This is a genomic window from Alloscardovia macacae, assembly GCF_002259705.1.
In the GTDB taxonomy this organism is placed as follows: Bacteria; Actinomycetota; Actinomycetes; order Actinomycetales; family Bifidobacteriaceae; genus Alloscardovia; species Alloscardovia macacae.
On the sequence record NZ_MWWT01000005.1, the window covers coordinates 1 to 23,253 of the forward strand.

The 23,253-nt window shown below is 55.8% G+C and carries 19 protein-coding genes; 17 read left to right on the forward strand and 2 right to left on the reverse strand.

Annotation, left to right across the window (positions count from 1 at the left end; all coding sequences use genetic code 11):
- The 14 genes from ALMA_RS02750 to ALMA_RS02820 form a co-directional block, all read left to right on the forward strand.
- Positions 1 to 3,509: hypothetical protein (locus ALMA_RS02750; RefSeq protein WP_211278330.1), on the forward strand; the 3,509-nt coding region annotated here is incomplete at its 5' end.
- Between the two features lie 276 nt (positions 3,510 to 3,785).
- Positions 3,786 to 4,691, forward strand: a complete 906-nt coding sequence (locus ALMA_RS02755) for an aldo/keto reductase (protein ID WP_094726297.1) — start codon at positions 3,786 to 3,788, stop codon at positions 4,689 to 4,691.
- A 9-nt stretch (positions 4,692 to 4,700) separates the two neighbouring features.
- A complete protein-coding gene (locus tag ALMA_RS02760) occupies positions 4,701 to 5,612 on the forward strand; it encodes a purine nucleoside phosphorylase YfiH/LACC1 family protein (protein ID WP_094726298.1) in 912 nt (303 codons plus the stop codon).
- On the forward strand, positions 5,612 to 6,313 hold the full coding sequence (locus ALMA_RS02765; protein WP_094726299.1) for a pyroglutamyl-peptidase I: 702 nt from the start codon (positions 5,612 to 5,614) through the stop codon (positions 6,311 to 6,313). The genes ALMA_RS02760 and ALMA_RS02765 overlap by 1 nt, the downstream gene beginning before the upstream one ends.
- Before the next feature lie 91 nt (positions 6,314 to 6,404).
- Positions 6,405 to 7,763, forward strand: coding sequence for a coiled-coil domain-containing protein (locus tag ALMA_RS02770; RefSeq protein WP_094726300.1), 1,359 nt, complete (start codon positions 6,405 to 6,407; stop codon positions 7,761 to 7,763).
- An 83-nt stretch (positions 7,764 to 7,846) separates the two neighbouring features.
- Positions 7,847 to 9,202 carry a C1 family peptidase gene (locus ALMA_RS02775; protein WP_094726301.1) on the forward strand — a complete coding sequence of 452 codons (1,356 nt, stop codon included), beginning with the start codon at positions 7,847 to 7,849 and terminating at the stop codon, positions 9,200 to 9,202.
- A gap of 151 nt (positions 9,203 to 9,353) precedes the next feature.
- Complete coding sequence (locus ALMA_RS02780) at positions 9,354 to 10,478, forward strand: 3-deoxy-7-phosphoheptulonate synthase (RefSeq protein WP_086114641.1); 1,125 nt, start codon at positions 9,354 to 9,356, stop codon at positions 10,476 to 10,478.
- A gap of 5 nt (positions 10,479 to 10,483) precedes the next feature.
- Positions 10,484 to 11,713 carry a 3-deoxy-7-phosphoheptulonate synthase gene (locus ALMA_RS02785; RefSeq protein ID WP_094726302.1) on the forward strand — a complete coding sequence of 410 codons (1,230 nt, stop codon included), beginning with the start codon at positions 10,484 to 10,486 and terminating at the stop codon, positions 11,711 to 11,713.
- 56 nt (positions 11,714 to 11,769) lie between these two features.
- Entirely contained in the window at positions 11,770 to 12,456 is a 687-nt protein-coding gene (gene mtnN, locus ALMA_RS02790; RefSeq protein ID WP_094726303.1) for a 5'-methylthioadenosine/S-adenosylhomocysteine nucleosidase, read from the forward strand.
- 292 nt (positions 12,457 to 12,748) lie between these two features.
- Positions 12,749 to 13,270: a 50S ribosomal protein L10 gene (gene rplJ, locus ALMA_RS02795; RefSeq protein ID WP_086106566.1), complete on the forward strand. Its 522-nt coding sequence runs from the start codon at positions 12,749 to 12,751 to the stop codon at positions 13,268 to 13,270.
- Between the two features lie 106 nt (positions 13,271 to 13,376).
- A complete protein-coding gene (rplL, locus tag ALMA_RS02800; RefSeq protein WP_094726304.1) occupies positions 13,377 to 13,757 on the forward strand; it encodes a 50S ribosomal protein L7/L12 in 381 nt (126 codons plus the stop codon).
- A 229-nt stretch (positions 13,758 to 13,986) separates the two neighbouring features.
- Positions 13,987 to 14,970, forward strand: coding sequence for an FHA domain-containing protein (locus ALMA_RS02805; protein WP_158520635.1), 984 nt, complete (start codon positions 13,987 to 13,989; stop codon positions 14,968 to 14,970).
- Positions 14,970 to 18,941: a helicase gene (locus tag ALMA_RS02810; RefSeq protein WP_244568844.1), complete on the forward strand. Its 3,972-nt coding sequence runs from the start codon at positions 14,970 to 14,972 to the stop codon at positions 18,939 to 18,941. Before ALMA_RS02805 ends, ALMA_RS02810 begins: the two co-directional genes overlap by 1 nt.
- Positions 18,942 to 18,991: 50 nt before the next feature.
- Complete coding sequence (locus ALMA_RS02820) at positions 18,992 to 19,231, forward strand: BAG family molecular chaperone regulator 5 (protein WP_377867157.1); 240 nt, start codon at positions 18,992 to 18,994, stop codon at positions 19,229 to 19,231.
- A 133-nt stretch (positions 19,232 to 19,364) separates the two neighbouring features.
- Here the strand turns inward: ALMA_RS02820 and ALMA_RS08335 are convergent, their stop codons facing one another.
- Positions 19,365 to 20,537: an SAF domain-containing protein gene (locus ALMA_RS08335; RefSeq protein ID WP_338023185.1), complete on the reverse strand. Its 1,173-nt coding sequence runs from the start codon at positions 20,535 to 20,537 to the stop codon at positions 19,365 to 19,367.
- A gap of 316 nt (positions 20,538 to 20,853) precedes the next feature.
- A complete protein-coding gene (locus tag ALMA_RS02830) occupies positions 20,854 to 21,051 on the reverse strand; it encodes an FmdB family zinc ribbon protein (protein WP_086106562.1) in 198 nt (65 codons plus the stop codon).
- A 229-nt stretch (positions 21,052 to 21,280) separates the two neighbouring features.
- Here ALMA_RS02830 and ALMA_RS02835 point away from each other — a divergent pair, with 229 nt between their 5' ends.
- From ALMA_RS02835 to nrdI, 3 genes are all read left to right on the forward strand, one after another.
- On the forward strand, positions 21,281 to 22,057 hold the full coding sequence (locus ALMA_RS02835; protein WP_094726307.1) for a hypothetical protein: 777 nt from the start codon (positions 21,281 to 21,283) through the stop codon (positions 22,055 to 22,057).
- Between the two features lie 111 nt (positions 22,058 to 22,168).
- Positions 22,169 to 22,462 carry a co-chaperone GroES gene (groES, locus tag ALMA_RS02840; RefSeq protein WP_086106560.1) on the forward strand — a complete coding sequence of 98 codons (294 nt, stop codon included), beginning with the start codon at positions 22,169 to 22,171 and terminating at the stop codon, positions 22,460 to 22,462.
- A gap of 252 nt (positions 22,463 to 22,714) precedes the next feature.
- Complete coding sequence (gene nrdI / locus ALMA_RS02845) at positions 22,715 to 23,242, forward strand: class Ib ribonucleoside-diphosphate reductase assembly flavoprotein NrdI (RefSeq protein ID WP_094726624.1); 528 nt, start codon at positions 22,715 to 22,717, stop codon at positions 23,240 to 23,242.
- The last annotated feature ends 11 nt before the right edge of the window (positions 23,243 to 23,253 follow it).

Consider the following 23,253-nt stretch of genomic DNA (forward strand, 5'->3'; position numbering starts at 1 on the left):
CTACTCTGGATGGTATTTCTGGTAAGACCACGACCGTGGATTTGAATGGTACAGTGAATCTGTATACGGGGTATAACGTTAATGGTGGTACTCACGCTGGTAGGCGTAATGGTGCGAATGTTCCGCTTCAGTTGGTCGATGCGCAGGGTAATCCTTTGGGTCGTACTGCTACTGTGCGTAATAAGCTGGATGCTGCTGTGCTGGGTATGGCTGGTCAGGTGACGACTACGGGTGGTAATGCTGCTGTGGGTAGTATCGCGGATACGACTATTCCTGGACTGTCGTTTACGGGTAATGTGTCTGTTCCTGCTGCTGATCGTTCGGGTAAGGCTGTGGCTTCTGGCTTTGATACTGCTTTGACGGGTACTGCTTCGCAGGAAGGTATTTATGTGGTTCCTGTGTTCGCGAAGGATTCTAACGCGCCAAGCCACGATTATAATATTAATGGTAATGAGGCGCATGGGTATACGACTGTGGTGGTTAAGCCGCAGATTGTGGTGAAGAATGTGCATGCGTATGCTACTGAGATTCCTGTGTCTATTAGTTCTCATGCTACGACTGCGACGATTCAGACTCCTGACGGGTCGGTCACGAATCTGAAGGCTGTGAATGGTTCTTGGCTGGTGGATGCTGGTACGACGAATACTGCTGTGAAGGAAGGCGATACTGTCGGTACTGTGGGCCAGGAGTTTAATCTGAAGGTGACGTCGGATGCGACGGCGAAGGCTGACGTGGATAATATTAAAGCGCAGGCGTTTGTCGAGGATGCGTCGGTGATGTTGTATCGTAATAAGGTCGAGTTGACCGATATTCATGGTACGAAGGTGACGGCTTCGTTTAATGCTCAGTCTGGTCAGTGGGAGCTTCCATCTGATTATCGTGAGGTCGTGAATGGTGATACGACTACGTATCGTCATATTTTGACGAATGCTTTGGCGAATGGTGATACGGAGTTTGGTATTTATGAGTATCATCGTACGCGTAATGCTGCTGGTGAAGCTACTGCGGTGAGCACTGAGGATATCGCGAAGACTACTGTTCCTCGCGAGCAGACTTCTAGTCAGCAGGGTATGACGGTGTTGCTGAAGTATAGTAAGGCTACGGATACGTGGACTGCGTCGGATGGGTCGTCTGTGACGGATTCGAAGGCGGATGGTCAGTGGCATATTACGCCTGCGTCGGAGTTTGATCCTATTACTCTTCCTACTATCGCGTCGTCGGATGATAAGGCGACTGTGGTGAATGATGCTCCTACTTCCTCGTCTACCTCGTATGAGGCTATTCAGGGTCAGTCGGTGAATACTATTCATCAGCCTGCTGCTGGTGTGTCTATCGCGGATACGGAGGATGATTCGACGACTCCGCATAAGAATACGAAGATTACGAGTGTTCTTGTCGTGTATCCAGATGGGACGACGAAGCAGGAAACGTTTAATATTAAGGGTGCGAACTGGGTCGAGCAGGGGTCTGCGTCGTCTGATTTGCGTTTGTTTAAGCTGGATCAGACTGGCGAGTATAAGGTTACAGTGAATGCTATTGATTCGAATGGTAATCTGGTGACTGCTGATTCGGATACGGCTACAGGTGAGAATAAGGGACCGGATACTGCGACGACGAGCACGACGTATACGATTACGGTGAAGGCGTCTTCGACTAAGCCTGTGGTGGTGTTTGATGGTGATACTGTCTCGAATACGCAGGTGAATACTAACGTGACGCCTGCTGACGTGGCGGGTTATACATCGAAGCTGAACGATCCGACCGATATTCCGTCCACGGATGGTCAGGCTGGTAAGACACTATCAGCGAAGACGAGTGTGAAGTATACTCCGACCTCTGGTGACGCGTACACGGAAGAAGTGTCTGTTCCTGTGATTGTTCTACCTCGGGCGAAGAGCACAGTTACCGTGTCTGTGGGTACGTCGGATGATGTGCTGAAGGGTATCGTGAAGACGGAAGCAGATCGTGTTCTCGCGTCTGATGATTTTAAGAAGTCTCTGCCAGAGGGTGCTACCGTGACATCTTCTGATATTACTGAGGCGATTGCTGCTGGGTTGACTTCTCAGGCTGGCGAGAATCGTGGTACTGTGAATGTTCCAGTCACCTATACGCTCAACGGTCAGACCTACACGGCTACCGTTCCAGTAACGGTAAACGTAGTAGCGAAGTCTACGACTACTCCGACTTATGTGTTTGATGGCGACAAAGTGCAGAATGATGATGTCAAGAAGCATGTCACACCTCAGAAGGTGGATGGATTCACCGCAAAGGTAGAAGACACAACTGATCTGCCAAACACATCTGGTCAGGCAGGTAAGACACTCTCCTCGTCCACGACTATCACGTATACGAATGACGCGACTGGTCAGGAGTTCAAGGAATCTGTGGATGTGCCTGTCATAGTTCTTCCGAAGACGAGTGGTGAGGTCACGGTGTCGAAGGGCACGTCGGATGATACGGTCAAGTCTGTGGTTAAGAGCGAGGCTGAGCGTGCTGTCAAGCAGAAGTCGTTCACTGACCTGCTGCCAGCTGGTGCGAAGGTCGATGCTACGAACGTGACCGAGGCTATCGCGAAGGACCTGACTGCTGAAGCTGGCCAGAACCGTGGTATCGTGAATGTGCCAGTCACCTACACGATAGGCGACGAGAAGTTCGAGACGACTGTTCCAGTGACCGTAAATGTGGTCGATAACGCCACCTCGACTCCTCTCGTCGTCTTTGAAGGCGACGAAGTAAAGAAGAGCGACGTCACTTCGAAGGTGACCCCACAGGATGTGGACGGCTACACGTCGAAGACCAGCGTGAGCGGAGACACCCCAGACACGACGAATCAAGGTGGAAAGACGCTGAACGCTACGACGACTGTGACCTACACGGATGAGAAGAACGGACGCTCGTTTACTGAGAACGTCACTGTTCCAGTAGTCGTTCTGCCGAAGGCATCCAGCCAGGTCACCGTCTCTCAGGGGACGTCGGACGACGAGCTCAAGACCGTGGTAAAGAGTGAAGCAGACCGCATCCTCACCTCCAGCGAGTTCACCTCCAGGCTCCCACAGGGCGCCACCGTCGTCTCCTCGGATATTACCGAGGCGATTAAGGCAGGCATTACCGCCGAGCCAGGTCAGAACCGCGGTATCGTGAACGTTCCAGTCGCCTATACGCTCAACGGTCAGACCTACACGGCTACCGTTCCTGTAACGGTGAATGTGGTGGCGAAGCCTGTTCCTACACAGGGTAAGACGTTCTTCCGTGATCCTCAGGGTAAGGAACTTATCCCGAGCGTGAATGGAAAGACCGACCCTATCAGCATTAAGGGCTACAAGTTCGTGCGCACTATCGTAGAAAATGGAAACACCATCCATATCTACGAGCCAGTCACACCGACAAACGCTCTGGCGAAGACGGGTACAGCTATCGTCACTATCCTCGTGGTAGCTCTCGTGGCCGTGGCTGCTGGTGTGGCATTCGTCGTGATCCGCAAGCGTAACACTGGCGATCACAAGGAGTAACACGCCTCCACGTGTCTAGCCGCACACACAGCTAGACGCACAGTAAGGTGGGTGGGTACCTCTCCAAACGAGAGGTACCCACCCACTTTGTGTAGGCAGAGGGGAGTTGTGTGTAAATCGTCTCATGAAGTGCCCGAAAAAGCAGCTTAAAAGCCTCTGAAGTGAGATGATGTACACACAACGCTCCAGAACCAGGAGATATCTCATCTCGTACCATCCCCTGAACTACTATGGAAGTACATCGAGATATCCGCACAGAAAAGGGGAGATACGCGCATGACCGAGACCACATCCTCCACACCCTCCACCCACCACACACGCCTAACCCGAAAGATAGGCCCGTACACCACCACGGCCATAGGCCTCGGAGGCATGGGACTGTCCATAGAAAAGAAGCCGAGCCGTGAGGTGGCCATCCAGGTCATCCACGATGCACTCGATGCTGGCTGCCGTCACCTCGACACTGCGTGGGCATATTACATGTCTGGCGGCGAAGAGCAGCATAACGAAAAGCTCATTCGCGAGGCACTGGACACCTGGCACGGACCGAAGGACGAGGTGCTCGTGGCCACAAAATCGGGGCACTTCAGGAACTTTACCGATGGCGTGCCTACCTGGGATGTGAATGGTGCTCCAGAAGCACTCATCCAGTATGGAAAGCAGTCTGCTCAGGCTCTCGGTGTCGAGGCCATAGACCTGCTGTACTTCCACCGTCCAGATCCTAAGGTGCCATATAACGAGTCCATCGAAGGTATGAAAGTCCTCTATGACGAAGGCGTGGCGAAGACCATCGGCATTTCGAATGCCAGCGTGGAGCAGATAGACATAGCGCGCAGCATCCTCGGAGATGCTCTCGTGGCTGTGCAGAACCAGCTCTCGCCTATTTACACGGATAGTCTCGACACCGTGGAGTATACGAAGAAGCTCGGCCTTACCTTCGTCTCGTGGTCTCCGCTCGGCGGCTTTAGGAAGCCGAAGGATGAGAGTAAGTATGACCCATTTAAAGAAGTGGCAGCGCACCACGGTGTCAGCTACCAGCAGGTGGTCCTCGCGTGGGAGCTGGCCATGGGAGACCACATGATGGTTCTTCCTGGAGCGCACAGAAGCGAAACCATTCTGGACTCGCTGCGTGCAGATGAACTGGTGTTAAGCCAGGAGGAAATTGACCTCTTAAACAGGTAAACTAACCGTATGACAGACGAACAGATACAGCCCATCCCAGCAGTCATCCCTGTGGACCTCGCGGACGGATACCGCGTGTGGTATTCCACGCGGCTCGGCGGATACTCGAGCGCGGCATACGGCCACGCGAACATGAGCGAACGCCAGGCCGGGGATGAACAGAACGCGCGAAAAAACCGTGAAGCGCTGCACGAGGTCATCGGTACCAGCGTGCATACCATTCACCAGGTGCACTCGGGCGAGGTCGTGCTCGTAGACGAGGTAGCAGACGAAGACCGCGCCAGTATCAGCGAGCTCGAAGCAGACGGCATGGTCAGCGCTGCCGGAGAAGCCGTGGGCGTCTTCGCAGCGGACTGCCTTCCGGTGCTGCTCGCGGATCCGGTGAATCACGTGCATGCCGCAGCACACTGCGGACGACGCGGACTTATGAATGACATCATCGGCCAGACGGTCGCCGCCATGGAGTTTAAGGGTGCAGAGCGCGAGCACATCCGCGCTACGCTCGGACCGTGCATTTGCGGACAGTGCTACGAAGTGGGTAGCGAGGTGGCCATGGAGTTCGAAGCGCGCTTCCCAGGCACCGCCACCATTACGCGGTTCGGGGGAGCGGGCATCGACCTCGAAAAAGCAGCACTTCTCGCCTTAAAAGAAGCCGGCATCCAGCCGAAGCATCTCGTGGACTCGCTGCCACGCATAGCTGCAGCGACGGAGTATCTGGCTCCAGACGAGGAACTGCACGAACTGTGTGCGAACGATGGCGAGGGAGGCAGCTTCGAGGAGCGTTTCGAGCAGCTGCAGAACGTCATGTGCACGCTGGAGAATCCGCTCTGGCACTCACACCGCCGCGCTACTCTCGCGGGAAAGACGCAGGAAGGCCGGCAGCTGGCGAGCGTGGGCGCGTATACGGGTGAGGCGTACTGATGGGTGCGCACACCTCCCGCGTCGTCGTCTGCGGCTTTGAAGGCTATGAGAACCTCGAGGAAAGCCAGAATCCGTCCCGTCTCGTGGCCACACGTCTGGCAGACGAGGGGATAGACGTGAGCGGTGCGGATACGAGCGCGGATACGCGAGTTGATACGAGTACTCGCGAGCTACTGTCGGATACGCGCATCGAAGTGACGAGCGTACTGCTGCCGCTCAGTTTCGCCCACGCGTGGCCTACTCTCGAAGCGACGCTGCGGGAGACTCGCCCGCAGATGGTACTGGCTACCGGCCTGAAGACGCGGGCTCGGACTATCGCGCTCGAGCGGTGTGCGCGGAACATCATCGACGCGCCGCGCCCGGATGCGGATGACGTGCAGCCGCAGAATACGTCCATTATCGAGGGTGGGCCTGCTGCGTACTGGACGCGTATTCCGCTGCGTGCGGTGAGCCGTCAGTTCGCTCGGCAGGATATTCCGGCGACTCTCAGCTCGGATGTGGGTACGTTTGTGTGTAACGCGCTCTTTTACGAGATGCTGCACTGGGCGTCCGGCGAGCAGGATGCGTATGCGGGCTTCCTGTCCGTGCCGCCCATCGAGCGTCCGCTCGGCTATACGAAAGGCATGGAGCTGCAGACTATGGTGGATGCCGCGCGTTCGGTCGTGACGACCACGCTCGCGTACCGTAAGGCGCTGACCTGAGGTCAATTCTTCCCACACACCTGTAGTGTTCCCGTGCTAACGTCGAGTATGAAGGTCTTACATATAGCTCTCGGAAAGCAGTGGAGTAAACATGGCTGATAATTTCCCTATAGTTCTGCGCGGCTACGATAAGGAAAAGGTAGACGACGCATTCCTGCGCGCTCAGGAGAACACCGCACGCCTGCGCGAGCAGATTAAAATCTACGACGCGCGTATCCTCGAGCTGGACGCCCAGCTGCAGGAGGAGAAGGAAAAGAATAGCGGTCAGCAGCAGAACTCCTTCACTGCGCTTGGAGCGAACGCTCAGCAGCTGCTCGCCTCTGCTGAGCAGACTAGCCGCGAGCTGCTCGAACGCGCGAAGCAGGATGCGCAGACCATCCGCGAGAACGCGCGGAACGAAGCGCAGACTCTGCTGAATAATGCACAGCTCGACGCTCAGAACGCACGCCAGGATGCGCAGAATGAAGCTAATCAGGCACTCCAGCAGGCGCATGAGCAGTCGGATAAGCTGCGCGCCACCGCACAGAGCGAGGCCGCTCAGCTCGTCGCTACAGCGAAGCGCGAAAGTGAAGATCAGCGCCGTACTCTCGACCTCGAGCTGAACGCGAAGAGCGAAGAGCACACGAAGCGTATGACTGCTGAGCTGTCCGAGCAGAACGCGAACATCGCTCAGCTAAAGGCTCAGGCTGCAGAAGAGATAGCCCAGCAGCGTAAGGAAGCGGATGACGAGATAGCTGCGAAGAAGAGCGAAGCGAATGACCAGATCCAGAAGGCTCTGGACTCGGCGAATCAGAAGCTCGCTGATGTACGCGAGCAGGTGAGCAAGCTCCTCTCGGATGCGAAGCGTCAGGCAGATGAGATTACGGATGCTGCACATGCGAAGGCACGTCAGATTACCGATAGTGCGGACGTAGAGCGCGCGAAGACTCTGGCGAAGGTAGCTCAGGAAGCAGAGCAGGTACGCCGCGACATCTCTGCCAGCCAGCAGGATGCGAACACGAAGGTAGCGGACATGCTCGCCGACCTCGCGCAGCGTCGCAGCACTGTGGAAGAAGAATCCGCTCAGCTGCTCGAGGATGCAAAGGGTGTGCGTAAGCAGGCAGATGAATATGCTACTTCCACGCGCCAGAAGGCTCAGGATGAAGCTGAGCAGATAGTGGCTGAAGGAAAGCAGCGTGCTCAGCAGCTCGTGGATGACCACCGCGCGGCAGCTCAGGAAGAGATAGACGGATTGAATAAGCGCATCGCCGCTCTCCAGGAGCGCGAAGCATCCATCACCGCACGTGTGGATGAGCTGCGCTCCATCTTCTCGAGTGCATTCGGCGCATCCCTCTTCGCTGACCAGAACGCTGAGCCAGAACAGGATGCGAAGGATGAGCCACAGGCTGAGGAGAAGGCTGAGTCTCATCAGGAAGAATCGGCCACAGAAGCAGAAAACTCAGCCGAATAACGACCAGACGTCCCCGTGGAGCCGAGCCGCACGGCCTGCACTTCACGGCGTAAAAACACATATCTACTCACGAAAGGGACAGAATGTCTTTCGAACCACTCAGCGCACAGGCAGTAGAAGGTCTGCGAGCGAACTTCGAAAGCCGTGAAGCGAACCGCATCGCTATGAATGCGGTGGCGCAGAACGGCATCGACGCAGCAGCAAAGAATTTCGACCGCGCGCGCTGGCTGCAGCGCCGCTTCAGCACCGTCATCGATAACGGTACAGCCACCAGCCAGAAGCACTCTGGGCGCTGCTGGCTCTTCAGCTCTCTGAACGTAGCACGCTTTATCGCTAAGCGCACCATGAACCTGAAGGATACGGACTTCGAGTTCAGCCAGTCCTACGCTATGTACTTCGATAAGCTCGAGCGTGCGAACTACTTCATGCAGGATATGCAGGCGCTCATCGCAGCAGGCGAGCCTTCGGACTCCCGCCTCGTGCAGTTCCTTCTGCATGACCTCTTCGGTGATGGTGGCCAGTGGACCATGGCCATGAACGTGTACAGCAAGTATGGTGCTGTGCCGAAGGACTTCTTCCCAGAGACCGCATCCAGCCAGAACACGGGCCCTATGAACACCCAGCTGCGTTCGGCTCTGCGCCAGGCTGTGGCACACATGTATGCTCATCCTGAAAATGCTGCTGCCATCGCGGCAGAAGCTGTGGAGCAGGCACACCGTATCCTCACCATCCACCTCGGCACTCCTCCTACTTCCTTCGACTGGTCGTATGTGGATAAGGACGGCGAGTTCCACCGTGAGGGTGAGATGACTCCAGTCCAGTTCTGGAACACCTACGTACGCGACGGCCTCACCTCCCGCGGCGCGGCTCCTCTCGAAGACTACGTCTGCCTCGTGGACGACCCTCGCTCGGAGCATCCGAAGGGGAAGATGATAGGCATCGAGCACCTCGGAAACGTAGCTGGTGGCACGCCTACCGCCTACCTGAACGTGGACACGTCCTTCATGAAGACGTGCGTGCGCACCATCCTCGAAGAGCAGGGTATTCCTGTCTGGTTCGGCGCAGACTGCCATCCTATGATGGACCGCAAGGAAGGCGCATGGGCTACGGACCTCTTCGAGTACGGCCGCGTCTACGGCATCGACTTCGACATGGATAAGGAAGAGCGCGTGCGCTTCGCAGACTCCGCTATGAACCACGCGATGGCGTTCGCTGGCGTGGACGCGGACGGCGAGACCACGAACCGCTGGCGTGTGGAGAATTCCTGGGGTACGGAGATAGCAGATAAGGGCTTCTTCACCATGGATGATCCGTGGTTCGACGAGTTCGTCTACGAGGTCGCTGTGCCGAAGTCCATGCTTCCAGCTGAGTATCAGGCAGCCGTAGAGGAAGAGCCGCTCATGCTTCCTGCGTGGGATCCGATGGGTGCGCTGGCGTAGGCTTCCTTTTTCCTAAGGTCAATTTTCGCTCTGAGGGCTTTCGTTCGCTGTCGTGGACGAAAGCCCTCAGGCGTTTCTGTACCGTGATACAATGGGCGGACTGATAGCGGGAAAATTGACCTTCCCGAACGTACAGACGAAAGGCGGACGGATGCGCGGACCATTCGATGCAGAAGACAGCGTCACACTCGGGCGTGAAGCGGTACTGCCGGAGACGGTAGACGTGAACATCCGTCAGCTCGACCCTATCCCGGCGCCGCGCTCCTTTATTCGCGAGCTGCCGCTGACTCCGGCGCTCGTCCAGAGCGTGCAGGCATCGCGTGCAGCCATCCGTGACATTCTCCACGGGCGCGATGACCGCCTGCTCGTCATCGTGGGACCGTGCTCTATCCACGACCCAGCTGCAGCGCTCGACTATGGACGCCGGCTCGCTGCCGTAGCGAGCGAGCTGTCCGAGGATATCCTCGTGGTCATGCGCGTATACTTCGAAAAGCCGCGCACCACTCTCGGGTGGAAGGGACTGATAAATGACCCGGATCTGAACGGTACTTTTAACATCCGCAAAGGCATGTGGCTGGCGCGTAAGATTCTCGTGGACATGGTGTCGCTGGGACTTCCTACAGCCACAGAATTCCTCGATCCCATCACTCCACAGTACATCTCGGATACCATCAGCTGGGGAGCCATAGGTGCGCGAAATACCGAGAGTCAGGTACACCGTCAGCTGGCCTCCGGCCTGTCCATGCCAGTAGGTTTTAAGAACTCGACGGATGGGAATGTGAAAGTAGCTGCAGACTCCTGCTACACGGCTGCACATGAGCATCACTTCCTGTCCATAAATGTGGACGGTAACGTCATCTCCGCTGAGACTCTCGGAAATCCCGACTGCCACGTGATTCTGCGTGGATCCATCCATGGGCCGAACTATGACGCTGCCTCCGTGGCGTCTGCTCTGGAGTATCTTCAGGAGTCGAACGCTCCGGATGCCGCTTCGCGGGGCGTCATCATCGACGCAGCCCACGGGAACAGTGGAAAGAATGAAGTACGCGAAGCGCATGTGGTCGAAGAGATAGCCGAGCGCCTGGCTGCGGGGGAGCAGGGAATATCCGGCATTATGATGGAAAGCTTCATCGAAGCGGGAAATCAGTCTCCAGCGCCGCTCGACTCGCTGGTCTACGGCCGCTCTATCACGGACCGTTGCATTTCCTGGGACCGCACGAATGAGCTTCTGCACACTCTGGCGGCAGCCATTCGTGAACGCCGTACGCTAAAATAAGCAGCATGGTAGAACGCACAGAATCCTCAGACACTGCAGCTCTCGAAGCTCACGCGCAGCAGGCAGCGCGCCACCGTGCGTACCTGCATACGCAGATAGCAAAGTCTGATGAGGCAAATCCGCTGAACCTCCCCACTGTGCAGCGCTGGGAAGATGAAGTGGGCTTAGCGCCCATCCTGAACCGCCGAGTTCTGGAGCTCGACGCGCTGCCATCTCCAGCTACCGTCCTGCAAGCTCTTCCCCTCAGCGACTTCGCACGCCAGCTTGTGGTGGAATCTCGCGAAGAAACGCGTGCAGTGCTTTCGGGAGAGGATGACCGCTTGCTCGTCATCGTGGGACCGTGCTCCATTCACGACCCTCAGGCGGCTCTGGACTATGCACGTCGTCTCGGAACAGTACGCCGAGAGCTCGAAGATGATCTGCTCATCATTATGCGCGTGTACTTCGAAAAGCCTCGGACTACCATAGGCTGGAAGGGGCTGATAAATGACCCAGACCTCGATGGCTCACATAAGATAAATAAAGGTCTCCTCCTCGCGCGCCAGATTCTTCTGGATGTGCTGGACTGTGGCGTAGCTGCGGCGACGGAGTTCCTCGAACCGACGTCCCCACAGTACATCTCGGACGCAGTAACCTGGGGAGCTATAGGCGCTCGAAATACGGAGAGCCAGGTGCACAGGCAGCTGGCATCGGGCCTGTCCATGCCCGTAGGCTTTAAGAATGCCACGGACGGGTCTGTGGAAGTGGCAGTGGACAGCGTCTATACGGCGGCGCAGCAGCACACCTTCTTCGGCATAGACCATCAGGGCCGCGCTGCTGCTGTGGAGACTCTGGGGAATCCGGACTGTCACGTCGTTCTGCGCGGTTCGAGCTCTGGACCGAACTACGACGCGGTGTCCGTAGCGGATGCACTGTCCGTAGCGCGCTCGCGGCTGAGCGCGGATAGTCTGGGCGCGCATGGTCTCATCATCGACGCTTCTCATGGCAATTCTGGTAAGGATGAGATTCAGCAGGCGCGCGTCGTGCGGTCTGTGGCTGCTCGGCTGGCTGAGGGGGAGCGGGGCATCTCGGGCATCATGATGGAAAGTTTTATCCAGGGGGGAAACCAGAAAGCGGCTCCGCTCGCTCAGCTCGAGTATGGGAAATCCGTGACGGATAAGTGCATCGCCTGGCCTGAGACTGAAGATTTGCTGCGGGAGCTTGCTGCGGCGGTACGCGCGCGGCGCGAACTGTAATAGTGTTGATGTAATCTACGACCACTACGACCACTACGAGAGAAATGAGGACAGATATGACTCGCACACTCGCCATTATCGGCGCCATGGATGTGGAAGTGGCGCTGATAGCGAAGACCCTCGAAAATGTTCAGGAGCATACGCGTGCTGGCGTGACCATCTTCGACGGAACGATGCCGGGTACGGATATCCGCGTGGTAGCTACCGTCGCTGGTATGGGTACGGTAAACGCTGCAGCGACCACGCAGCATCTCATCGATGTCTATGAGCCGGAATGCCTGCTTTTCTCCGGCATAGCGGGAAACCTGACCGACCATCTGCACATTAATGACGTGGTTCTGGGTAAAACCCTCGTCTATCTGGACACGGATATGCGGATGATATCCCAGTCTGCACCTTTTACGAATGAATACCATTCCGATGCGCATCTGCTCGAGGTGGCCTCTACGGTCCTGAGTGAAATGAGCATAGAACACCTGGCAGGAACCATAGCTACGGGAAATACGTTTGTAGAAGGTGAAGCAGCTGAACGCGTAAAGGAACTGACGGGTGCGGATGCAGTGGAAATGGAAGGTGCTGCTGTGGCACATGTGGCCGCGCGAAATGAGGTGCCTGTGCTTATCCTGCGCTCTCTAAGTGATAACGCAGATACGGAGTATGAGACGTTCCATGAGTTCGACGTCAGCGTGTATGCGGATAATGCTGCCGCGATAGTCCTGAACATCGTGAAGAAGCTCGCATAGGAGTGTGCGAGAGGAGAGGGCGCGTGTGCTGCGTGTGGCATGTGTCGAGCGTGATACGCCACGCGACAGGCCACGCGACACGCGCTCTCGACGAATCTCCCCAGTGTGATGTACACTGAATCCTTGTAAACCACAGACCGTTGGTCGGGGTCACCCAGTAAAGCGAGAAATCGCGCCTACGCAGGTTCGAGATATAACGTCGAAAGACGCATGTGTGCTCTGCCTGCGTGCAGGGCTTTTTTCATAGCTTTCTGGAGGCTGCGACGAAGCGGTTCACTAGGAAGGAATGCCAATGAGAAGGCCAGAAAAGGCAGAGGCTATCGCACAGCTCACTGACAAGTTCCGTGAAGCTGATGCAGTATTCCTCACCGAGTATCGTGGCCTTAGCGTTCCACAGATCTCTGATCTGCGTGAAAAGCTTGGCATCGATACAACCTATAACGTGGCGAAGAACACGCTGGCACGTATCGCAGCTAAGGAAGCTGGTATCGAAGGTCTCGACGACATGCTCTCGGGTCCTACCGCTATCACCTTCGTTAAGGGCGACTACGTAGCTGCCGCTAAGGTACTGCGCGACTTCACCGCGACGAACAAGCAGCTCATCATCAAGGGCGGCTTTGCAGATGGTTCCCTCTATGATGCTGCAGGCGTGAACACGCTGGCAGATCTCGAGCCACGCGAAGTTCTCCTCGCCAAGGCAGCTGGCGCCCTCAAGGGCACCATGGCCAAGGCTGCATTCGCATTCGCTGCACTGCCTACCAAGGCAGTTCGCACGTTCGATGCACTGCGCGAAAAGCAGGAAAAGGCTGCATAGGTATCCTCTTAGTGTGCTAGAACTAGCGCTCTAAGGCTGTACCTAATCCATTAAAGATTTCGGTCTGGTACACACGCGGTACAGACCACAACGAAAGGAAGCCATTATGGCAAAGCTCTCCGCTGATGAGCTCATCGAAGCTTTCAAGGAAATGACCCTCGTAGAGCTCTCTGACTTCGTGAAGAAGTTCGAAGACGAGTTCGACGTAGAAGCAGCTGCTCCAGCAGCAGTAGCAGTAGCAGCAGCTCCAGCAGCTGCAGCAGCTGAGGAAGAGAAGGACGAGTTCGACGTCATCCTCACCGCAGCTGGCGACAAGAAGATCGGCGTTATCAAGGCTGTTCGCGCTCTGACCAGCCTCGGCCTCGCTGAAGCTAAGGCTCTCGTAGACGGCGCTCCAAAGGCTGTTCTCGAGGGTGCAAACAAGGAAGATGCAGAGAAGGCTAAGGCAGAGCTCGAAGCTGCTGGTGCATCTGTAGAACTCAAGTAGTTTCTTCCTTAACTGAATTTCAGGTTTACACTAGTTCCGCTATCTAAGCTCCTCATGGGGCTGGGTAGCGGAACTTTTTTATGGCGCGTGTGGTCGGTTTCCCACATTTTCGCCATGCCGTGCTGAAAGTCGTGCTCCTGCCCAGTACAATAGGTATCAGTATATCTTCATTCTGGCTTATCCACAGCCGTGCGAGTACGACAGAATGAAGTATGAGGTGAGGACTCTAGTGAAGGATACGACAGTGAGTGATGCAGCGAGAGATACTGTATTTCGTGCCAGCCAGTGGGTGGTGACGGTAAACGGGCAGACGCATACGGTGAAGGCGCCGGGTGAGCTGTACGTGGGTCGCAAGCCGCTGCGTCCGGTGAGCGTTCCCGAAGGTGCTGAGCGTATGGACGTGCCGGATGAGACGAAGTCCATGTCGAAGACGCACGCGCTGGTGAGCGTTTCTGCGGATGGCCAGGCCACGCTGAAGGACGCGCAGTCCACGAATGGCACATACGTGCAGAACGCGCGTGGTGAGCTCGTGCGCGTTCCGGCTGAGAATCCGTACACCGTTTTCGAGCAGAGTATCGCTGGTCAGTTCGGCGATGTCCAATTCTCCCTGGCCGCTTCGCCTGACCTCTCCGACGACACGGCAGACTCTCAGACGAAGCTTCCTGTGGTAAACCTTTTCGACTATAAGTCGCCTGCTCCGGACGATGCCCCAGCGCAGAATATGTCGGTGGATGATATCCTCGACCTGCGAGCAGGGGAGCCTACCAGCATGTTCGCCATGCAGAAGCCTAAGGCAGAAGAACCAGTCACCGCGGAAACGGACGTTTTCAAGGCACAGGACGCGGAAAAATTGACAGAAAAAACGCATACGGAGACAGCCACGACGAGCCTAGCTCCGCTGACGGAAGACTCCGGATACATGCCGGTCTACGAGGCGGGGTCTGTCTTCGACCGTCTCTCGCGCGGCGAGTTCGAACGCCACGAGGACATCATCGAAGCGGGCGGACATACGAGCGAGGAAGCGAAGACCACGCGCGACTTTAACGCGCAGTTCGACATCGCGCAGATTCCGGAACTTCTACCGTTCCTGGGCCTGAACCCATTCCTGTATGACGACATGTACGCGTGGCTCGTCGCGCAGAATAACGAGCAGATAAACCGCGCACTCGAGACGAATGACGGCTACACGACGTGGAAAGCGAGCACCAAGTAATGACAGACACGACTCCACAAACTTCTGAAAACAGGGCAGATGCTGTTCCAGTAGACAGTCTCCAGACGCCAGGGCGTGTAGCGACGTCCTCCGTAGAAACGCTTAAAAAGTGGTACCGCGAATACCGTGCGAACCATGGGACAGCGCCAGTAGAAGACATTAATCAGCTCTCTGCGCGACTCGAACTCGCATCCGCACACCCATCTGGAATAGCGCAGTTGCTCTCGAATGGACACGCGCACCTCGACTCGCTCTACCGCGATAGTGGAATGCTGAAAGCTACCGAACGTAAGCTCGCACGCGTTCTCGACGATAAAGCGAATAAAGAACATAACGAAGGCACAGCCCATCTGTCTTTGAGCGTGGGCGTAGCCAGCTGGCCAGGACGCTTCATGCCCGTTATCCTCTACCCAGTGCGCGTAGAATCCACAGAAGTAGACTCTCTAGCGCACGCGGACATCCGCATCACGGGGCCAGGAACGGTAAACGAATCTCTCGTGAACGTGCTCCATGACCTCGGAATGCATGTAGACGTTCCAGAACTCATGGCACGAGCCAGTAGTGACGGAGTAAGCCTCGAAAGCGCTGTCGTCTTCTCCTACCTGAAGAATCTCGTGGGAACGCGCATAGAAAAGTTCAGCATAGAGAACACGATGATCCTCGGTTGCTTCATACGCTCGTCTACGCTCATGCTGTCCGACGCAGACTATGTCATCTCGTCCCTCGAATCCGGGGCTACGGGTAACGACCTCATCGATGTCTTCGCGGACGAAATGGATCCTTCCGAGGAATCTGACCCCACGGTGCGCTTGAACGTGGCGCGTGCTGCACGCGAGCGCCTGCATTCATCCAAGCTACCAGAATACCGTGCTTTCGACGGCGACCCACATGATGAGGTAGAAGTGGGAGATGTGGATAACGTCACCCGCTACGTCGCGCGCGCCGTGACCGAAGGCGCGAGCGTGTTCATGAATCTTCCTGTAGCCTACGACAGTGTGCGCCAGGCAGCTGCCATAGCATCCCATGCCGCGCTCGCTGGGAAAAGCGTTCTCTATGCTCCGGGAGTATCCGAGCAGAAGCGAAACTTCCTGCTGACTATGCGCGACCATCACCTCGATGGATTCGTCATAGACCTCGCAGATGCACACGGCGGAACGGCCATAGACCGTCAGCTCATCTCCGCAGTAAGCTTCCATCCGGGAACAGCGCAGAGCACATTTAACCAGCTGGCCGACGAGCTCGTGGGCGTACGCGGGCGACTCACGAAGTACCTGAAAGACCTCCACGGGAGAAATGACCAGTGGCATGTGAGCGCCTATGAGACCATAGAAAACCTCGCGCGCATTTCTGCGCTGCCATCGCATCCATCCACACACGTGCGGCTGACGCCAGACATAGTCCGAGCTTTGGAAGGACACGAAGCCCAGTGGGGTGAAAAGCTCGTGCGTGCAGGTCAGCTCGGTGAGTACACCATAACCGAAGCAGATACGCCGTGGTTTAAAGCATCCCTGTATACGAGGGATGAAGCGCTGAGCGCTTACCAGCGCGTGGAGCGTCTTCTCGATACCTTACTTCCTACGACAGCGCAGCAGATTACCTCCACTGCGCAGACCTGCGGCTTCCCTGTGCCAGTGAGTGCGCGCGAATGGAACAAGCAGGTGCATGTGCTCAGGAACTTGCGTAAGGTTCTGGATGTCTTCCAGCCAGCCATCTTCGAGCGTGATATTAATGCCATGATCGAAGCGACTGCAGATAAGCAGACCCGTAAGGAAAGTAACAGTTCCATGGGATTCTGGGAACGTCGCCGTCATGTTAAGGAAGCAAAGAGCCTGCTGCGTGCTGGTGCTCAGCCTGCGAGCCTGCATGATGCGCTCGTCATCGTGCGCCGCCAGGCAGAACTCTGGCGTGAATTCGTCCCACGCGGAGGCTGGCCAGTACTGCCACCACGTCTCGATGACATTATAGAAACTCAGGAAGGGGTGGAACGCGACCTCACATCGCTCTCCCATGTGCTCGAACGCACTCCACTAGGTGGGGAACTGTCCAGTATGGAGTTCGAAAAGCTCGAAAAAGGCCTGCGAGCACTCTATAATGACCGCAAAGCCCTCGAAGACCTTCCAGAGCGGGCGAGCCTCGAAGTAGAGTTCAGTAATGCTGGACTCGACGAGCTCATAGCGGATCTTCGAACGCGTCGAGTAGCTCCAGAGGCGGCTCCAGATGAGCTGACTCTGGCATGGTGGACCACCGTGTTTGAAAGCATAGTGAAGTCGTCTCCTATTATCTCGAATCAGGATGGATCAGTGCTCTCTACCGCCACTGAACGCTTCATCCACATCGATACCGAGCATGTACGCTCCATAGGCCCACTCGTCAGCGAAGAGCTTATGAAGCGCCTGTCTGAGATAGTGTATGCACACTCGCAGGATGCGAATGCTGCGCACTCGACGCTCACGCTCCAGCCAGCACTGCACTACAGTACGGCTGCGTCCATGTATCCAAGCATAGTCAAGGCTGCGAAGCCTATCATCGTAGGCATGCCGGTGGCTGTGGCATCCGAGACTCAGGCGGGAACGCAGCTAGCGGACATAGCCATCATCGATGCATGCGCTCATATCCAGCCGCTCGAGCTGCTCAGCATTCTCTCGCGCGTAAAGACAGCCGTAGTACTGGCACATGAAGAGACAGTATCTTCTCCATCGGTGAAGACTCTCATGAGCTATCTGCCACGTGTGGAAGCCACCCCTCGTCTGAACCAGCGCGACTCTCGCCTTTCGAGCTTCCTGGTCGAAGCAGGATTCGGTACGCTCCCACTGGGAGTGACGCCAGCGCGGGTGAATAATGCAGTAACGCTAACTACCTTCGCAGCAAATGGCGTAGCGACAGCTGGAAGTGGACTCGTAGAGACGAGCCGCCAGGAGATAGAGCGCGTGTGCGGCATCATTACGGCGCGCTGCGCAGAAGTGATGGGACGCGGACAGGTGAACGCTGACCAGACGGGCTCTGGTCAGGCGAATTCTGGTCAGGCGAACGAGGGGCATGCGAACGCGGGGCATGCGAACGCGGGGCACAGGCGCATACCGCGCGGTTATAAGCTTACCGTGGTGTGCCTGAACGATACACACCGCCAGCGTGTAGGTGCAGAGCTGAAGAGGATGGCAGGGGCTGACCCACAGCTGATGAAGTTCTTACATCATGTAGCCGTCGTCGCTATCCAGGATGTGGCAGGCATGGATTCTACTGATGTTATCCTGACCATAGGGTATGCGAAGACGACGCAGGGGCGTCTTATCCAGCAGTTCGGAGCTATAGAGAATCCTGATGGTGAAGGAATGCTGCTCGACGCACTCGCGCTCGCGCACGCGAAGCTGGACATCGTTTCCTCCTTCACGGCGGAGGATATGGAAGATGAGCGCCTTCACCAGCGTGGTCCGCAGCTGCTCAAGCAGCTACTGAGCTGGGCGGCTCACCTCGAAGGCTCTGCTGCAGTGGCGAAGGAGCATCCTCAGGATAGCGATATTCTGCTGAATGATCTGGCAGCGCGTATGCGCTCGCGTGGGCTGAACGTGGCGGTAAACTACGGCTTCGAAAACGGCCAGCAAATCCCACTGGCCGTGGGGCTGCCACACCAGCCGTACATGCTCGCAGTGTGTACGGATGATAAAAACTTCATGAGCATAGCCTCCACTCGTCAGCGTCACCGCTTCGCCGTAGAAGACCTGCAGGTTCTCGGCTGGACGGTGATGTACGTGTGGTCCGTAGCAGCATTCGTGAATCCGGAAAAGGAGGTGGACCGCATCGTGGCCTACCTCACACGTCTGAAGGACGACCAGACTCATCAGGTACAGGGTACGGATACTCTGCTCACTAAGGCGCAGGGTGGGACGCAAGTCCGGGAATCTCTCGAAGCCCAGGGTTCCCAGCAAGCTCAGGGCCCACAGCAGGCTCAGGGCCCCCAGCAGGCTCAGGACTAGGAGAGCGAACGATGGATAGTATGGCAGAAGATGCGTCTGTCACTATGCCTGTGGCCGGGGCTACACAGGGGTCTGTGCGTGGGGCTGTGCATGCTTCTGCGCCTGTGCTGGGTAAAGCGAGCAGGCCGCCGAAGCGTGTACAGCGCGAGGGGACAGAATGGTTTGATGCGGATGGGGTAAAACTCGAGCCGTCAGACGTTCTTACTCAAGGGCAGAAGAGTGCTGAGGATGACCAGCGTATCCTTAGCGAACTTCCGCCGCATTTTGCTGTCTTTAACGAACGACAGTAAAAGTGACTCCACGCGTGGGGCCCCCACGTGTGCAGTCTTCCACGCGTCTGGCCCTCCACGCGTGGCTGCCCTAAAAGTGGGTCCCCTAAGTGTCTGCGTGTCACCACAAATCTGGCTCTCGAGACGGAACCTGTTAGTCTGGAGAGCCACTTTCGTCCGTTGCGGATGCCTCGTGTGTGGATGAATCTGGTGGAGGACCGCTCTGTGGCATACTCACCGCTATAATGGGCGAGCCTGCCTGTACTGTGAGCACCTTTATGGCATCATCCACTGGAAGTGCGAGAGTAACAGGAGAACGTGCAGAACTATCTGTTTCCCAGAGCTGACGATGCTGTGAGTCTTCAGCAGGAAGGTGAAGGACTCGAGCTGAATGAGATAGGACAGACTCATCTGCTATGAGAGAGACGGCATCTCCTATACTCAGCTGCCTGATGGAACTGCCGAGTATCACATCTATAGTCGTGTATCCTTCCGGCACCTGGGGAACATCTGTGAATACATCCTGGGGGATAAGTGTTCCTTCATGCAGAGTAACGGGGCTTATCTTTCCTATGACGTCTTCCTTAGCTGTAACGAAGGATAACGATGCCATACTTGCAGGAATGCGCTGATATGCTACGTCATTTTCTGTGAGAGCGTTTCCCCGTACTATGGTGCGTGTCAAAGAGACTGCGACGTGACTCTGCGCCGGCTGAACAGAGCGACAGAGCACGAATAGTCCTCCTATGCAGAAGCTGAAGAGAATGAGCGCCATGAATATGCCATGAAAACGGCGACGTTTCGCTGCAGTAGAAAAGAACATGCGGTAAGCCCATAGAGATAGAGCGCTCGGCGTCACGTTCTGATGAGCTGGCCTGGTAGAGCGATTCGTGCGAGGCACACGAGTTCTGTACGGTGAACGGGGTGAGAAGGCTGCTCGGTCTGCTCTATTTATCCGGGATACCCGCTCTGAACGCTCTATGCGGTTACTGTCTGCATGAGGGTGACGGCGCGCGTGAGAGCTGCTACTGTGCACAGGCAGTGGGGAAGAGCGGTGTGCTCCACGATTTTTCTGCGTTCTCGAAGGCATGGAAGTGGGCATAGTCTGCGATGAAGGAGTGCGGACGGTCCCACGAGTAAACGCCATGCTCGTAGTCTCTGCGGCTGTGCCTCGTGCGTGTACACTCTCAAACTCTGAAGAAGGATAAACTATACTCATATCTCGTATCCAAGCACGTCTTTTTTCCTCTGTAAAGCGTGAGGAGGATATGTTATCAGATGTGGAAAAACGCCCGGATGAAAAGAGAGAAAAGCAGGTTATCCACATCGATGCGAAGAAATGATAGGAAGCTCCATCTGCGAGTCTGCGCACTCGTGCGCTCGTGAACGGAAAGTTTTTGACGGAAAGTTTTTGACGGAAAGTTTTCGAAGAATGGCGAGTAAGGAGGAGCCAGAAGCTCGCAGATTATAGATTATACGATTATAGGATTATAGGCAAAGAAGGCAGGGTATACCTGCCTTCTTATATCTGCGCTCAGGATGAGATGGTGTGTGCGCGACTCGCATGAAGCGTGACGCATGACGTAACCCCGGCGTACTCCCGACGTACGCCCCAGACGGCTGATGTGCCTGTGACGCGCGCCTTACGAGTGCGATGCTCCCGAACCACTGTCCGTGTGGTAAAAACCGGATCCCTTAAATGTCACACCAGCCACGGAGTACACTTTGTGTACCTGCTCTTCATGACAGTTCGGGCATGTGGTGATAGCTGCATCGGAGAACGACTGCACTCGGGTAAAATCGTAACCGCAGTTCTTACAGCGGTAATGGTACGTAGGCATGTGTGCTCCTATTTCAGTAATGATATACGTGTATGCGCGTTTTATGTGCTGAGTGAGCTGAGCGTGCTAGGGGTAGGAACCATGGAGCACGCCTGAAAACACGTAGTATTTCTGCTGTGTCCATACTAGTGGCCGCGCTGACATTTTCACATGACCATGTGCTGCGCTTCTTTTCGCGACACGCCGTGAAGTTTTCGACGGGTCTTTTCAGTGTCGTGAATTATCCTTAATGATTATGGATGTTCAGTCGCTTAGTGGCATAGTAATCGGTACGCTCGTTCTTATCGTTTTGGTGGGTGTCGTTCCGTGTGCTACTCTGCTGAGCCAGTGGAATGCGACTCGTCATCATGAAGACAGGTACTCGACATCGCTGCATATCGTCGAGGATGAGTCAGAAGCGACACGCGATGTTCATAGAAAGACTCGCCGTGAGCGCGAGCGAGTGGCACGCCGTAATGCCCAGCGTTTTAGCCATCGGAACGTCCAGCATATGCGAGCGACACGCCGTGCGGGTGCACGCAGGCGTCGTGCATTATGCATAGCTCTGCTGCTTGCCGCTGGAGTTACTGCTGGCTGTGCTGCTGTGTTCCACTTCAGCTTCTGGTTTATGAGTATTCCGTTAGTTCTGTGCGTTCTTATCTTGCTACAGGGTGCGGTATACAGTGCGCGTGTACGTCAGTGGGAGAGGGAGCTGAAAGCATATCGTGCTCGCCAGAGTATGGTATCGCGTGCAGGTGTGACGAGTTTTAATGCTCAGCTTGCTTCTTCTCGCCTTCGGGTGGAGGCTGAGCAGGGTAGTGGAGAGTCGCTTTTCGCTATAGATGATACGCAAACTGTCCAATTCCGCCGTCTTCCTGCGGAATCGAGCACCGACGACGAGGTTCGCAGCCGCGCTATTCAGTCGGTGAAGCAAGTCTCCGTGGCTGTCCCGCCGAGTTATGAGGTGCGTATTCCGAAGAGCGATGCGGATGCTGAGGCTCAGGTCGATGAGCTTGTCGACGCGTAGAACGAGTGCGCTCAGAGGAAAAAAGTTAAAAAGTTGCGCCATGCGTTAGCAAGTTTTGCATGGTTAGTGCTAGATTTAAGCATGAATAGGAAATTATGGAAAGGAGAAGCAATGGCATTTGCACTCACACCTTTGGAGGATAAGATTATCCTCAAGCAGGCTGCTGCTGAGACCACGACCGCTTCTGGCCTCGTCATCCCAGACAGCGCGAAGGAAAAGCCACAGCAGGGTGAAGTACTCGCAGTGGGACCAGGTCGCCGTAATGACGCTGGTGAGCGCATTGAGATGGATGTAAAGGTAGGAGATAAGGTTCTCTACTCGAAGTACGGTGGAACGGAAGTATCCTACCAGGGTGAAGATTACCTCATCCTCGGCGCTCGTGACATCCTCGCTATCCTGAACTAAGGCTCAGTATAGCGCCATCACAGCTCTATCTCTGGAGGCATGACGACGGTCATACCTCCAGAGATTTTTTATGCCCACTGGACATTATTTTCGCCTCAGATGACGAAACGCCGAAGGAAGTAAGCATTTAGGCTCGACACGCCTAGACCCGAGAAAATCACTACATCTCGTACCTTAAAAAGTTATATGGAGCATATATAGTTATATATGCGGTAAATGACGTAGGGATATGAGGAGCATAGTATGAGTGATATGGACACGCAGGACACTCAGCGAGAACGCGAGCTGAGTGCTCCGGAGATTCCAGCGGAGGCTGAAGAAGGTGGCGCTGTCCTCGGCGCAGTCGTGTATTTCTCGTCTGCGTCAGAGAACACGTCGCGTTTTATTAAAAATTGCCATCTGGAAAAGCAGGGCATAAACGTCTACCGCATCCCTCTGCGCCCGAAAGAGCCAGCGCTGAACGTGGACGAACCGTATATCCTCGTCGTGCCGACGTACGGTGGCGGGAATCCGAAAAAAGCAGTCCCTGTTCAGGTTAAGAAGTTCCTGAACGACCCAGCGAACCGAGCGGGTATTCAGGGCGTCATAGCCAGCGGGAACACGAACTTCGGCGAGGCGTTCTGTGCTGCAGGAGATATGATTTCGGCGAAATGTAAAGTGCCCTTCATGTATTACTTCGAGCTCATGGGCACGCAGCAGGACCGCGAAAAAGTGACACGCGGTGTGGTGGATTTCTTCACACGCCGAAAGACTGCTCAAGCAAACACAGCGCAGAGCTGAAAAGCTGAAGA